Below are 12,813 nucleotides of genomic sequence, written 5' to 3'. Positions count from 1 at the left end.
GCCCCTGTCTGATTTTATTTTTCCGAAAGCTCCTTGAGCTTGCTCAAGGCCTTGGGCCAAGCCGTATTGAAATACTCGATATAGTCTTCTGTCACATCGATTTCCACGACTACGGTAGTCACACCATTGTGCTCCTCTAGGGAATAATTTTCCAGTCCTCCTGCCCATTTTTCAATATCGGGACCTTCGGTGATCTCTTGGTCGCCGTCCAAAATTCCGTAGTGGCGAATGGAAACAAACTGGAATGGCACGTTGTCCGCAATTTCAGCAACCATTCCGCCCCTTTTGCCATTTTCATCCGTTCCGACAAAGTACATTTTTGACCCTTTTTCCCAGCTTCCCTCATACGTGGAGGTGGGATTGAACTCAGAGGTCCATTGCTCATAGGTTTTAATATCCTCTATGCCGAGCATAGTGTTATAGACCTTCTCCGCGGATGCATGGATGTCTTTTTTGTACTGTAATTTTTTCATGATGTGTGATGGGGTTATAATTTTTTCTTTTTCTTTAGTATATGGGAATAAGGCTCTTTTTTTAATGCCACGAACGACCATTCTGAGTAAATGTATGATAAATATAATGAATAGGTAGTCCTATTGTGTAGCTGCTGGGGAAAAATAGCAGTGAAAGCACATCAAAGCCCATTTCATTCCCGTGGACAAGGTATTGCCCCGCAAAACCCCTACCTTTGCAACCCTTGGAAAAACTCCGGGCACTGAAATCGATTAATCAAATACTAAGAAAGACATGCAAGACGGAATCTATGCAAAGTTCAATACCCCCAAGGGGGAAATACTGGTGAAACTCACCCACGACAAGACGCCGGGAACGGTCGGCAACTTTGTTGCGCTCGCCGAGGGCAATATGGAAAACAAGGCAAGGCCACAGGGAAAACCGTATTACGACGGACTGAAGTTCCACCGCGTCATTGCCGATTTTATGATACAGGGCGGATGCCCGTTGGGTACAGGAACGGGAGATCCCGGTTATAAGTTCGATGATGAGTTCCATCCCGAACTGACCCACAATGCACCGGGCGTACTTTCCATGGCCAATGCAGGACCGGGCACCAACGGGAGCCAGTTTTTCATTACCCACGGCCCGACACCTTGGTTGGACAATAAGCATACCGTGTTCGGTTTTGTGGAGCATGGCCAGGAAGTGGTGGACGCCATCGCCCAGGGCGACCAGATAGAAAGTGTGGAAATTGTAAGGGTGGGCGACGAGGCCCAGAACTGGAACGCCATCGAGGCCTTTAGGGTATTCGAAGGAGCCAGGGAAAAACGTATCGCGGAGGCCAAGGCCAGGGCAGAGGCCGAAATAGAAAAATTGGCTGCCGGTTTTGAAAAGACCCCGAGCGGACTTCGATACAAGATTGTCCAAAAAGGAAACGGTCCCAAGGCCGAAAACGGAAAAATTGTATCCGTGCACTACGAGGGCAGTCTTTCCAATGGGCAGGTTTTTGATTCCTCCTATAAAAGAAAACAACCCATCGACTTCACCTTGGGCATTGGCCAGGTAATAGCAGGTTGGGAAGAAGGTATTGCCTTATTGAGAGTAGGGGACAAGGGCCGTTTTGTGATCCCATCACACTTGGCCTACGGAAGTACTGGTGCAGGTGGGGTGATTCCCCCGGATGCCACCCTTATCTTTGATGTGGAACTGATGGCGGTGAAATGACCGATTTGGTGCCATTTACAGCAATAAAAAAAGCTTCCGAAAAGGGAGCTTTTTTATTTGGTACGATTCACGCTTACCAAAAGCAGACAAAGGTTTAGGGCAAGCAAAAGAAGCAAAATGCTAAAAAACGTATTCATGGTTAAGGTGTTTACTAGGTAACAATTTAACGGTAAAATACCCTACCTATTGCCGCACAAAATCATTTTTTTGACCCATTCACGCTCCATACCAGCAAAAGTGCGTTGATGATCAACAGAAAAGATAGTACTCCAAAAAAAGTGTCCATGCATATATTGGTTTAAGGTTGTGGGGGAACACTGTCAGTTTCACCCTTTAGATAGGGAAAAATTGGAATGGTTGCGTAAAAAGGGAAGAAAAATAAAAAGGCCCGGACAATTGTCCGGGCCTGATGTATAAAAAAGTGTGCTGGTACCTTAATCTATAACTTGTACGTTAACGGCGTTCAATCCTTTTTTACCTTGCTGTAGTTCGAATTCTACAGCGTCACCTTCTCTGATTTCATCGATTAAACCTGAAACGTGTACAAAGTGATCTGCGTTTGAACCTTCTTCAGTGATAAAGCCATAGCCTTTAGAATCGTTGAAGAATTTTACTGTTCCTTTACTCATAATAAAAATTAAAAAATTAAATAATGAGCAAAGGTACATTTAATTTATTGATAATTAGGAATTTTCGAAAAATTCTTGAAAAATCAAGCGGTAGGGTCGGGAGTGAGGCGCAGGTAGGGCTTCACTTCCTCTACACCTTTGGTGAATATTCCCTTGGCCTCCTCGGTGGATATGGCCGGGCTCACCACCACTTTTTGTCCATGTTCCCAATTGGCGGGAGTGGCCACTTTGTGGTTCGCGGTCAGTTGTAGGGAGTCCACCACTCGGAGCAGTTCATAAAAATTTCGTCCAGTCGATGCAGGGTAGGTCAGTGTCAGTTTCACCTTCTTGTCCGGACCAATGATGAACACGGAGCGTACGGTAAGGGTGTCGTTGGCATTGGGGTGGATCATGTCGTAGAGGTCGGAAACCTTTCTGTCCTCGTCCGCAACAATCGGGAAGTTCACCACGGTGTGCTGTGTCTCGTTGATGTCCTTGATCCATTCCTTGTGGGAAGCGGCCCCGTCCACGCTAAGGGCCATCATCTTCACGTTCCTTTTTTCAAACTCATCCTTGAATTTGGCCGCAGTGCCCAGTTCGGTGGTGCACACAGGGGTGAAATCGGCAGGGTGTGAGAACAAAATGCCCCAACCATCACCCAGATATTCATAAAAATTAAGGGTACCTTCAGAGGTCTCCGCAGTAAAGTCGGGAGCGGTGTCGCCCAATCTTAGAGTTGCCATATGTGTCTTGTTTTAAAGTTGATAAACGAATATCCTACAAATTTAGTAGATAAATCAATGACTACATTTAATTTCAGTTAAAAGTGTATTAAAAATTGCTATTGCGAATTTTGTCCGAATCTGTCAGTTCGAGTGATTTTTTGGAAGAAAAATTGTACCTGCCTGCCGGCAGACAGGTCGAGACCTGGAATTTTAAACCCTTTTGGAAATGTTCCGCTTCGTTTTGCGACCCATTGTTTATTAATTTTATGCCATGGAAAACAATCAACTGGAACAATTGCGTTACCCTATCGGGAAATTTGAGGTTCCTTCCGTCATCACGAAGGAACAATTGAAAGAATGGATCAGTGTGCTGGAGCACCTTCCCCAATCTTTGTACGATTTGGTCGCACCGCTTTCCAACATTCAATTGGAAACGCCATATCGGCCTGGCGGGTGGACCGTGAGGCAATTGGTGCACCACATCTCCGACAGCCATCACAACAGTTACATCCGATTCAAATGGGCCTTGACCGAAGACAATCCTGTCATAAAACCCTATGACGAAAAAGCTTGGGCCAATCTTTTCGATACTAAGACCGCACCCATACAAATGTCGTTGGACCATCTAAAGGCAGTGCATGCCAAACTGGTCTATCTATTGAAAGGACTTTCTGAGGACAATCTACAACGGAAATTCATCCACCCCGATGGAAATGTGGAATCTACTTTGGAAGTGAACATAGGCCGATATGCATGGCACAGCAACCATCATTTTGCCCATATTGAAAATTTGATCCAACGCGAAGGGTGGTGATCTAGAGCTGCTTGGTCAAAATCCACATGGCTTTTTCCGATGGTTTTACCCTGGGAAGGGTGACCTCACTTTCCCTTTTGATCACATACCCATTTTTTTGATAAAACTGGATGGGGTTTCCTTTTTGCATGGTGTCCAACCAAACCACCTTCTTATTGAGGTTTCTGGCATGGTCCTCTATCCATAGGAGCACTTTTTTGCCCAATCCTTGACCTGAATGGGCCTTCAGGAGATAAATTTTCTCGGCCTTTAGTGCTTCCTCGGGCAAAAGTTCGTCCACCCCACGGTCCCGGACCAACTTTACTATGCCGACCACGGTATCTTCCACTTTGATCAAATAATTGAAGGAATTAGGGTCTGCCAGCTCTTGTTCCACAACAGCTTGGGTAAAACTGTTGGAGATGTAGGGCGTAGGATCCTCATTTTCCCAAAGGTGCAAGTAGTGTTCTCTATAGGATTTTATTCCTACGGAAATATAGGTCTCCAGAGTGGATGGACCTATCTCTTCCAAAACAACGGGGAGGCTCATGTATTGCTTTCCCCTCCTTCAGGACCATAAAAAAACACCCAAGTGGCAAAGTCTTCCGTAAAGTTTTCAAACCGATGCTCCACACCAGCGGGAACAAATAGAAAATCGCCCTGTGAAAAGGAGGTGCGTTTTCCCCCGTTCAAAAATTCACCACTGCCCGAAACCACTACGTAGATTTCATCACGGGTATGGGGTTGCTGCAGGTCCACCTTTTCGGGTCGATAGATTTCAACGGACAGCGATCCATGTTCAAAAAGGGTCAAAAAAGGGGAGTCTTGCCCCGAAAGTTGTCCCAATGCTTCTTTTGGACTTATTTTCATCGCCCTGTTAAATTAGGTTACTGCCCATTTAATGTTACAGCCCAGACTGGGTTTTTGCTCGGGTGAGATGTTTTTTCCGGCCAGAAGGGCATCCATGGCAGCTTTCAGGTCGTTTCCGCTCAATGGAATGTCGTTTCCGGGCCTTGAATCGTCCAGTTGCCCGCGATAGACCAAACTTAGATTCCCATCAAAAAGATAGAAGTCGGGAGTGCAGGCCGCATCGTAGGCCCTTGCCACTTCCTGTGTCTCATCGTACAGATAGGGAAAAGTGTATCCCTCTTCCTTTGCTTTCTCTTTCATCAAATGTGGGGCATCCTGCGGAAAGTTGTCCACATCATTGCTGGAAATGGCCACAAAACCGATTCCCTTGGCTTGATATTCCCGGGCAAGTTCCGTGATTTTGGGGTTCACGTGGATCACGAAGGGGCAGTGGTTGCAGATGAACATGATCACCGTGCCCTTGTCCCCCTTGCAGTTTTTCAGGGATATGTTTTCCTCTGAAACGGTGTCCCACAGTTCAAAATCGGGTGCCTTTGTCCCCAAAGGGAGCATATTGCTGGGTGTCCTCGCCATGTGTGCTGCTTTTTGAATATAAAAATAAAAAACGGCCTGCGGAATGGCAGGCCGTTTTCAGTTTTTTTATGGATGAATCCTAGATGTCGTCGAAATCCACATCGGTGAAACTTTCCGTCGTGCTGCCGTTTTCGCTTACCGTGGTCTCTTCTTCTTCCTTCTTGAAATCCTTTTGATGGCGTTCGGATATCACTTCCTGCCCTTTTTCATCGATGATATAGTCCATCATTTCCTCCATAATCTCCTTAAAGGCGGTAAAATCCTCCTTGTACAGATAGATCTTGTGTTTTTTGTAATGGAAGGAACCATCATCGTGGGTGAACTTCTTGCTTTCAGTGATGGTAAGGTAATAATCACCTGCCTTGGTGCTCCTTACATCAAAAAAGTAAGTTCTTCTTCCGGCCCTTAAAACTTTTGAATAAATCTCTTCCTGATCCATTATATCTTTCTCGCCCATACGGTATAGTGTATTTAGAACTATGTTGAATTACACTACCAAAAATGTAAAAAAAATGCTAATTCAGCAACTTTTTTATCATTCTTTGCCCGAAAGTTGGTTGAGATAGAGTTCCTTATAGTAGCCATCCACATTGTTCAGCTCTTGGTGGGTGCCCTCTTGAATAATTTTGCCATTGTCCAGCACAATGATCTTGTCGGCATTTTTGGCGGAGGATACCCGATGGCTCACGATGAGGGTGGTTTTGCTCTCCGATACTTTTTTGAGGTTGTTCAGGATCTCTTCCTCGGTCTCGGTGTCCACGGCGGAGAGGCAGTCGTCGAACAGATAGATCTGAGGATTTTTGAGCAATGCCCTGGCAATGGAAACCCGCTGTTTTTGTCCACCACTCAGGGTAATGCCCCTTTCCCCAAGGATGGTATTGTATTTTTTGGCGAATCCTTCAATGTTTTTGTGCACCACGGCTTTTTTGGCAACGGCCACAATTTCATCATGGGAGGCATTTTCATCACCGAAGCGAATATTGTTCTCAATGGTGTCCGAAAAAAGAAAAGCATCCTGCGGAACGGCGCCAATGGAATTTCGAAGGCTGTTCAGGTTCAGTTTTTGCACGGGGATCCCATCAATCAATACCTCACCAGAAGTGACATCGTACAACCGTGCCACCAAATCCAAAATAGTGGATTTTCCCGAACCGGTCTTGCCCAGAATGGCCACGGTCTGTCCTGCCTTTACCTTGAAGGAAATATCCTTGAGCGCAGTGATGTCAGTGTCCTCATAGGTAAAGGTCACGTTCTTGAACTCGATATCGCCATGAATGACCGTGGGTTGCAGTACTTCGTTCTTGATGGAAGGCTCCTCCATTAAAAATTCGTTGATCCGCTTTTGGGAGGCCTCGGCCCTTTGGATGATGGAGGTGAGCCATCCTACGATGGCCACGGGCCAGGTGAGCATGTTCACATAGAGGATGAACTCCGCGATCACCCCGATGGATTCAATATCGCCATTGATGTATTGCCTGCCCCCGATATAGACCACAAAAATATTACTGATGCCGATCAATAGGATCATCAAGGGAAAAAACCAGGCGTTCACTTTGGCAAGGGACATGCTGGTATCCTTTCCCTCTATGGCCAGTTCCCTGAGCTCTGCATTGATACGGGGCTCTATGCTGTATGCCTTGATCACGGAAATCCCGGAAAAGGATTCTTGGGTGAAAGTGGACAGTGTGGACAGGAATTCCTGCACCTTGGTGCTGCGTTTGTGGATGATCTTGCTGATCTGGTAGATCAACACGGACAAGATGGGCAGGGGAAGCAAGGTATAGGCCGCCAAGGTGGGGGCCTTTATGAACATCAATGGCACAAGACAGGCAAAAAGCGTCAGCGTCTGGATGCCATACATGATGGCGGGTCCGGCATACATACGCACTTGGTTGATGTCCTCGCTGATGCGGTTCATTAGGTCGCCTATCCTGTTTTTTTTGTAAAAATTGAGGCTGAGCAATTGGTAATGGTCAAAGACCTCGTTCTTCAGGTCGTATTCGATGTACCGGGACACATTGATGATGGTCTGCCGCATCAAAAAAGTGAAAAGGGCGGAGAGCAGGGCGGCCCCCACAATGATCAGGATATATGTCAACAGCATACTCTTGGCCTCGGAAATGGAAATGGTCTCGGCCATAAAGTCCTCCACGGCCTGTATGGACTTATTCACATAAGAGGGCATGATCAGCGAAAAAATACGGGCTATAATGGTGATTAACACCCCGATTAGTAGTTTGAACCAGTATTTTTTAAAGTATTTGTTAAGGTGTTTGAGCTCCTTCATAAAAGGGAAAGGCGGTTTTTCGATTGTCAATCATTCAGGACAATCAAACAAAGATATGGTATAGCAAACAAACAAAATGTTATAAAACTGATAAGAAAGCAACTTTGGTAGGTAAGATTAAAATATAAGGTTATTTTTGTGGCGTGAAAGCCAATCAACGACTTTAAAAGTTCTTTACAAATGCTCACCCGAAGGCATATCAGAGTAAAAGTGATGCAGTGTATCTATGCACTGATCCAGTCCAAGGACGATTCCTTGGTAAAGCAGGAAAAATTCCTAAGAATGAGCATAGAGAATATGTACGTGCTCTACCTCCTCATCTTGAGCCTGTTGGCCGAACTGCACCGAATGGCCGAAAAACACGTGGGACACGCCTCCAAAAAATATGTGGCCACCGAAGAGGACAACTATCCTGACCGCGAGAAATTCATAAAGAACCGTCTGTTGCTTCAAATCGCGAACAATGAGTCGCTGAAGAACGAACTATCCAGAAGAAAACTGAACAATTGGTACCTGAACGAGGAATACATCAAGATCCTCTACAAGGAAATTGTGGCCAGTGACATTTACAAGGAATACATGACCAATGCGAAGGACAGTTATGAGAACGACCGCGACGTGGTCCTTCAACTGTTCCGGGAAATTGTGGCCCCCAACGAGAAAATCTACGAGTACTTTGAGGACGACAAGCTCACTTGGGTCGATGATTTTCCCATTGTGAACACTTATTTGGTCAAGCGATTGAAGAAGGCCACCGAAAATTCGGGCGACAAATTCTTTTTACCCGCCTTGCTCAAGGACGCCCAGGACATGGATTATGCCAACGACCTTTTGACCAAGACCCTTCTCAACGATGCCAAATGGGAAAAAGAGATAGAAGGGAAGACCCCCAACTGGGACAATGACCGGATTGCGGAGATTGACTCCATCATCCTGAAAATGGCCATTTGTGAGCTGCTCAACTTCCCCTCCATCCCAGAAAAAGTGACCCTGAACGAGTATTTGGAGATTGCGAAGGAATATTCAACTCCCAAGAGCAGCATCTTTATCAATGGGGTGTTGGACAAGCTGGCCAAGGAATACAAAACAGAGGGAAGGTTGCAAAAAATAGGAAGAGGGTTGCAATAAACAATAATTGATTATTTTTGGAAAAACTAATTTTTATCATGAAAAGAATAACAACACTTTTTAGCTTGGTCTTCGCTATGGCCCTAGTGGGTGTTTCCTGCAAGGACAAGGCCTCCAACAAAATAGTTGCGGACAATGTTGAAAATGCCACTTCACGGGATGAGGCCCAGAAGAAAGTTCCCGTAATGACCTTTGACAAAGCGGAACATGATTTTGGTACCATTGAACAAGGAACCCCACAGGAGACCACGTTCAAGTTCACCAACACCGGCGATGCGCCTTTGATCATCACCGACGCCAAGAGCAGCTGTGGCTGTACAGTTCCCGATTATCCCAAGAACACACCGATTGCCCCTGGCGAAACAGGAGAGTTGTTGGTGAAGTTCAACGGATCTGGGCAAAACCAAGTGACCAAGACCATCACGGTCACTGCCAATACGGCCAAGGGTTCAGAGATTTTGAGGATCAAGGCATTTGTTAACCCCAAGAATGCAGTACCCGCAGGTCCTGTGAAATAAGTAAAATACCTGAATGGAAAACTTACAACAGTTTTTACCTCTGATATTGATTTTTGCCGTGGCGTATTTTTTTATGATCCGCCCGCAGATCAAACGTCAGAAGGATGAGAAAAAATTTACTTCGGAGTTGAAAAAAGGTGATAAGATCATCACCAAAAGTGGCCTTCACGGCAAGATCGTGGAATTGAACGACAAGGATTTTTCCTGTGTCATCGAGACCATGGCCGGTCGTCTAAAATTTGACCGATCTGCCATTTCCATGGAAATGAGCAAGAAGTTGAACTCAACTCCAGAAAGTAAAGCATAGTCGAAAGACATATTTTTTACCCATAGCGTCCCTCGGAAAATACATTCCGAGGGACGTTTTTTTTGTACCTTATCCCAAATTTAAAAAAAATGGGTACACGCAGACAGTTTGTAAAAAGAAGCACATTGGGTATGGCCGGATTGGGAACTTCGTTTCTGTTTCCCGCGGAAATGCTGGCAACCATACGAAGGACCATAAGTCCGAACGATAAGATACAGGTAGGGCTCATTGGCTGCAAAGGCATGGGTTTCACAGATTTATTGTCCATCTTGAAGAACAGTGAGGTGGAAGTGGTGGCCCTTTGCGATGTGGATGAAAATGTGCTCGCGGAAAGAACGGCCGACCTTGAAAAAGGGGGCATCAAAAAACCAAAGTGGTACACCGATTACCGCAAAATGTTGGACGATAAGGATGTGGACATGGTGATCATCGGTACGCCGGACCATTGGCATTGTCTGCAACTCACCGATGCCGTTGATGCAGGTAAAGATGTCTATTGTGAAAAACCCATAGCCAATTCCGTGGCCGAATGCGAAGCCATGTTGGCCAAGGTGGATGCCAGTGACCGCATGGTGCAGATAGGCCAGTGGCAGCGGAGCCAGCCCCATTTTGTGGATGCGATAAATTATGTGCACTCAGGGAAACTGGGCCAGATTCGATTGGCAAAGACCTGGGCCTATCAAGGATGGATGAAGCCTGTTCCCGTACAGCCCAATGGAACCGCACCTAAAGGTGTGGACTATCAAATGTGGCTTGGACCGGCACCGGACCGACCTTTCAATGAAAACCGGTTCCATTTCAATTTTAGATGGTTTTGGGACTATGCTGGCGGACTGATGACCGATTGGGGGGTGCACCTTATTGACTATGCACTCTATGGCATGAAGGCCTCGTTGCCCAAATCGGTGATGGCCATGGGCGGCAAGTTTGCCTATCCCGATGATGCCTCGGAAACCCCAGATACCCTTCAGACCGTTTATGAGTTCGATGGGTTTTCCCTATTGTGGGAACATGCTACGGGCATTGATGGTGGAAATTATGGACGGAACCACGGTATCGCCTTCATCGGGAACAATGGGACCTTGGTGCTGGACCGTGGGGGCTGGGAAGTGATCCCCGAACGCAACAGGCCCGATTGGAGCCAAGACCTTGGCCCCAAAATAGAAGCGGTTCCCCTACAGCAGGTGGATGCCAATGGATTGGACCTGCATACCGTCAACTTCCTCGATGCAGTGAAGAAAAGGGACAAGAACATCTTGAACGCACCCATCAAAATTGGTTATGATGCCGCCATGGTGAGCCACATGGGCAATATTGCCTACAAAACAGGCGACAGGCTGTTCTGGGATGCCGAAAAAGGCAAGTTCAACCATGCCGAAACAGATGCCCTATTGGCCAAGGAGTACCACAATGGGTGGGAGTTTCCGAAGATGGGGTAGTGGTTTTTGAAAAAAGGAGTTTTTTAGGGTGGCACTTATCGGTTTAGTGCATGGGCAGTAGCGGGTTTTACGCAACTGCTTTTCGCATGACAAGATATTTTAATTTACACAAAAACAGTTTGGATTAGCACCTAAACCGATATTGCTGATACACTGTGTTGTACAGCGTTTTTCATTCGATTGGTATGTAAAAATCCACAATGGCTTTTCTTTCTGGATGCTCAATGAAATTGTTATGATAAATCTCAAAGGGTTCTCTGTCAGCCTTTTTATATCCGTTTTCGTTCATCCATAAGAGCAAACTTGCCCAAGATTTCTCAAATTCATTTAATCCAATTTCAAAACTGCCAACTATAAATTTTCCTCTTTCGATAGAAGTCTTTGCCACCTCGCCTTCGATTTCGGCAGGTTTGCCTAACACAATACAGGCGCTCATTCTTACTTTGTTGGCTTGAGTAACTTTAAAACTGTCGTGATAAATGGTTACCATTTTTGTTTGGTCATTCATTAGACCTTTTGGTGTTGCCCATTGCATTAACTTTCCGTAAGCCGTTTCGAGATTTTGAGGTCCAATACTTGAAATATAAGCCAAATCCATTTTTGGCACTTCTTTAATTTTAACATTTGCGTTCATTTTTATCCAAATTTTAAGATTATCAATGATGCAAATGTATTTTTCATATTCAGGATAGTCTTGTCCGTTCTTGCTTTCAAGTTGACGAATCTTGCTATGTCTGTTCGGATTCTGCTTTTTGAATTCGGTCGGGCTTACTCCGAAATATTTTTTAAAAGTTCGTGAGAAGGAAGAATTGTCGCTAAATCCAAATTTGTGCGCTAATTCTGTTGTAGTTATGTTCTTATGCAGCAAAGCCATGGACGACTTCTCGATTTTTTGCCTTGTCACGTATTCATTAAGGGTTTCACCAGTTACAAACTTGAAAACTCGATGAAAATGGAATGGCGAAAAATATGCGATTTCAGAAATAGTTTTAAGCGATAAGTCGGCATCCAAGTTTTTATCAATAAATTCAAAAACTCGATTGACACGATTTCTATAATCTACTTTTATTTGCTCGTTTGTTTCTGTCATTCGCCAAATGCTGTACAACGTTAAAAATATGATTCGCTTTTGAATGAATTAGATCGACCGATGCCTTGCTATCAGTCCCATCAATGGAGTGGCCAGAAACTTTCCGTTTTTTTAACGCTAGGCGTTGTTCTTCGAGGGTTCTTTTGATGGGTTCCATGGATTTTTGGTGTTTTCAATTAAGATTTAAAATAGCTACAGCGCGAATCATCGATACCCATCATTCAACCCCACTCCTTTTTCGATGAGGGGAAGGATTTTCTCCAGCCTGCGCAATTTGGTGGCCTCCTGTTTGGCGTCGGTGATGTATTCACAGAATTCCTTTTGTTTGTAGGGCGTAAATGCATCAAAACTGGATTGTAAGGCCTTGTTCCGGTCCAACACGGCCTGCAACTGTTCGGGGATAAGTATTTTGCTGGTTTTTTCCGCTTTTATTTCCAATCCCTTCTCTTGGTTTTCCAGACTTTCCAGCATATAGGCAAACACCCCTTTTTCGTCCAGTTCTTCCAACGAATTGAACTTCCAATGCCGCATGCCCTTTGTTTTTCCCTCTTGGGCATTTTCCAATACCTTTTTGGGATCTTTCAAGAACACGCCATTAAAAAACCATACCCCAAAATAGGACTTGAACTTGCAGATGCCGAACATGTTCTTGCCGTTCAGGGTGTAAACTGGGATACCCCATTTAAAATCCTCTTGTGCTCCGGATTGCAGGGCCAATTCCCGCAATTGGGCAATACCATCCTTAAAAAGATGGTCCGAATTGTAGTAGGACTCCAGTTTTTTGGCTTTTTCCAT

Annotated in this window: 16 protein-coding genes; 6 read left to right on the top strand and 10 right to left on the bottom strand. The window is 45.2% G+C overall.

All coding sequences use genetic code 11. From position 1 onward, the window contains the following. Positions 1-14: 14 nt before the first annotated feature. Positions 15-473, bottom strand: a complete 459-nt coding sequence (locus SD450_RS00770) for an SRPBCC family protein (RefSeq protein WP_318342751.1) — start codon at positions 471-473, stop codon at positions 15-17. Between the two features lie 274 nt (positions 474-747). Here SD450_RS00770 and SD450_RS00765 point away from each other — a divergent pair, with 274 nt between their 5' ends. Further along, positions 748-1,680 (top strand): peptidylprolyl isomerase, encoded by a 933-nt coding sequence (locus tag SD450_RS00765; RefSeq protein ID WP_318342750.1) that lies wholly within the window; start codon positions 748-750, stop codon positions 1,678-1,680. Between the two features lie 434 nt (positions 1,681-2,114). On the opposite strand, the gene SD450_RS00760 is transcribed toward SD450_RS00765, so the two are convergent. Next, on the bottom strand, positions 2,115-2,309 hold the full coding sequence (locus SD450_RS00760; RefSeq protein ID WP_072877311.1) for a cold-shock protein: 195 nt from the start codon (positions 2,307-2,309) through the stop codon (positions 2,115-2,117). A gap of 83 nt (positions 2,310-2,392) precedes the next feature. Beyond that, complete coding sequence (locus tag SD450_RS00755; protein ID WP_318342749.1) at positions 2,393-3,031, bottom strand: peroxiredoxin; 639 nt, start codon at positions 3,029-3,031, stop codon at positions 2,393-2,395. Positions 3,032-3,284: 253 nt separating this feature from the next. On the opposite strand from SD450_RS00755, the gene SD450_RS00750 reads away from it, so the two are divergent. Then, entirely contained in the window at positions 3,285-3,827 is a 543-nt protein-coding gene (locus SD450_RS00750; protein ID WP_318342748.1) for a YfiT family bacillithiol transferase, read from the top strand. 1 nt (position 3,828) lies between these two features. On the opposite strand, the gene SD450_RS00745 is transcribed toward SD450_RS00750, so the two are convergent. From SD450_RS00745 to SD450_RS00725, 5 genes are all read right to left on the bottom strand, one after another. Then, positions 3,829-4,356 carry a GNAT family N-acetyltransferase gene (locus tag SD450_RS00745; RefSeq protein ID WP_318342747.1) on the bottom strand — a complete coding sequence of 176 codons (528 nt, stop codon included), beginning with the start codon at positions 4,354-4,356 and terminating at the stop codon, positions 3,829-3,831. Next, positions 4,353-4,676 (bottom strand): cupin domain-containing protein, encoded by a 324-nt coding sequence (locus SD450_RS00740; protein WP_318342746.1) that lies wholly within the window; start codon positions 4,674-4,676, stop codon positions 4,353-4,355. The genes SD450_RS00745 and SD450_RS00740 overlap by 4 nt, the downstream gene beginning before the upstream one ends. Before the next feature lie 12 nt (positions 4,677-4,688). Next, positions 4,689-5,249, bottom strand: coding sequence for a thioredoxin family protein (locus tag SD450_RS00735; RefSeq protein WP_318342745.1), 561 nt, complete (start codon positions 5,247-5,249; stop codon positions 4,689-4,691). A gap of 79 nt (positions 5,250-5,328) precedes the next feature. Then, entirely contained in the window at positions 5,329-5,706 is a 378-nt protein-coding gene (locus tag SD450_RS00730) for a PUR family DNA/RNA-binding protein (protein ID WP_318342744.1), read from the bottom strand. A 78-nt stretch (positions 5,707-5,784) separates the two neighbouring features. After that, the gene (locus SD450_RS00725) at positions 5,785-7,536 is read right to left on the bottom strand and encodes an ABC transporter ATP-binding protein (RefSeq protein ID WP_318342743.1); all 1,752 of its coding nucleotides are present in this window, start codon (positions 7,534-7,536) and stop codon (positions 5,785-5,787) included. A 180-nt stretch (positions 7,537-7,716) separates the two neighbouring features. Between SD450_RS00725 and nusB the strand changes: the two genes are divergently transcribed. The 4 genes from nusB (at position 7,717) to SD450_RS00705 (ending at position 10,928) form a co-directional block, all read left to right on the top strand. Next, positions 7,717-8,664, top strand: coding sequence for a transcription antitermination factor NusB (nusB, locus tag SD450_RS00720; RefSeq protein ID WP_318342742.1), 948 nt, complete (start codon positions 7,717-7,719; stop codon positions 8,662-8,664). Between the two features lie 38 nt (positions 8,665-8,702). Continuing rightward, positions 8,703-9,182: a DUF1573 domain-containing protein gene (locus tag SD450_RS00715; RefSeq protein ID WP_318342741.1), complete on the top strand. Its 480-nt coding sequence runs from the start codon at positions 8,703-8,705 to the stop codon at positions 9,180-9,182. A 13-nt stretch (positions 9,183-9,195) separates the two neighbouring features. Next, positions 9,196-9,489, top strand: coding sequence for a preprotein translocase subunit YajC (gene yajC / locus SD450_RS00710; protein ID WP_318342740.1), 294 nt, complete (start codon positions 9,196-9,198; stop codon positions 9,487-9,489). Between the two features lie 89 nt (positions 9,490-9,578). Further along, complete coding sequence (locus SD450_RS00705) at positions 9,579-10,928, top strand: Gfo/Idh/MocA family protein (protein WP_318342739.1); 1,350 nt, start codon at positions 9,579-9,581, stop codon at positions 10,926-10,928. A gap of 172 nt (positions 10,929-11,100) precedes the next feature. On the opposite strand, the gene SD450_RS00700 is transcribed toward SD450_RS00705, so the two are convergent. Next, positions 11,101-12,018 carry an AraC family transcriptional regulator gene (locus SD450_RS00700; RefSeq protein WP_318342738.1) on the bottom strand — a complete coding sequence of 306 codons (918 nt, stop codon included), beginning with the start codon at positions 12,016-12,018 and terminating at the stop codon, positions 11,101-11,103. Between the two features lie 204 nt (positions 12,019-12,222). Further along, on the bottom strand, positions 12,223-12,813 hold the full coding sequence (locus SD450_RS00695) for a YdeI/OmpD-associated family protein (protein ID WP_318342737.1): 591 nt from the start codon (positions 12,811-12,813) through the stop codon (positions 12,223-12,225).

It is taken from the genome of Flagellimonas baculiformis (genome assembly GCF_033441575.1).
GTDB lineage: Bacteria > Bacteroidota > Bacteroidia > Flavobacteriales > Flavobacteriaceae > Flagellimonas > Flagellimonas baculiformis.
This window is presented reverse-complemented; position numbering and strand designations above follow the sequence as displayed.

Bases quoted from the DNA above. Each gene is read 5' to 3' on its own strand.
- yajC (WP_318342740.1), top strand. From the start codon at position 9,196: ATGGAAAACTTACAACAGTTTTTACCTCTGATATTGATTTTTGCCGTG.
- SD450_RS00695 (WP_318342737.1), bottom strand. From the start codon at position 12,813: ATGGAAAAAGCCAAAAAACTGGAGTCCTACTACAATTCGGACCATCTT.
- SD450_RS00705 (WP_318342739.1), top strand. From the start codon at position 9,579: ATGGGTACACGCAGACAGTTTGTAAAAAGAAGCACATTGGGTATGGCC.
- nusB (WP_318342742.1), top strand. From the start codon at position 7,717: ATGCTCACCCGAAGGCATATCAGAGTAAAAGTGATGCAGTGTATCTAT.
- SD450_RS00715 (WP_318342741.1), top strand. From the start codon at position 8,703: ATGAAAAGAATAACAACACTTTTTAGCTTGGTCTTCGCTATGGCCCTA.
- SD450_RS00755 (WP_318342749.1), bottom strand. From the start codon at position 3,031: ATGGCAACTCTAAGATTGGGCGACACCGCTCCCGACTTTACTGCGGAG.
- SD450_RS00730 (WP_318342744.1), bottom strand. From the start codon at position 5,706: ATGGGCGAGAAAGATATAATGGATCAGGAAGAGATTTATTCAAAAGTT.
- SD450_RS00700 (WP_318342738.1), bottom strand. From the start codon at position 12,018: ATGACAGAAACAAACGAGCAAATAAAAGTAGATTATAGAAATCGTGTC.
- SD450_RS00770 (WP_318342751.1), bottom strand. From the start codon at position 473: ATGAAAAAATTACAGTACAAAAAAGACATCCATGCATCCGCGGAGAAG.
- SD450_RS00745 (WP_318342747.1), bottom strand. From the start codon at position 4,356: ATGAGCCTCCCCGTTGTTTTGGAAGAGATAGGTCCATCCACTCTGGAG.
- SD450_RS00740 (WP_318342746.1), bottom strand. From the start codon at position 4,676: ATGAAAATAAGTCCAAAAGAAGCATTGGGACAACTTTCGGGGCAAGAC.
- SD450_RS00760 (WP_072877311.1), bottom strand. From the start codon at position 2,309: ATGAGTAAAGGAACAGTAAAATTCTTCAACGATTCTAAAGGCTATGGC.
- SD450_RS00765 (WP_318342750.1), top strand. From the start codon at position 748: ATGCAAGACGGAATCTATGCAAAGTTCAATACCCCCAAGGGGGAAATA.
- SD450_RS00725 (WP_318342743.1), bottom strand. From the start codon at position 7,536: ATGAAGGAGCTCAAACACCTTAACAAATACTTTAAAAAATACTGGTTC.
- SD450_RS00735 (WP_318342745.1), bottom strand. From the start codon at position 5,249: ATGGCGAGGACACCCAGCAATATGCTCCCTTTGGGGACAAAGGCACCC.
- SD450_RS00750 (WP_318342748.1), top strand. From the start codon at position 3,285: ATGGAAAACAATCAACTGGAACAATTGCGTTACCCTATCGGGAAATTT.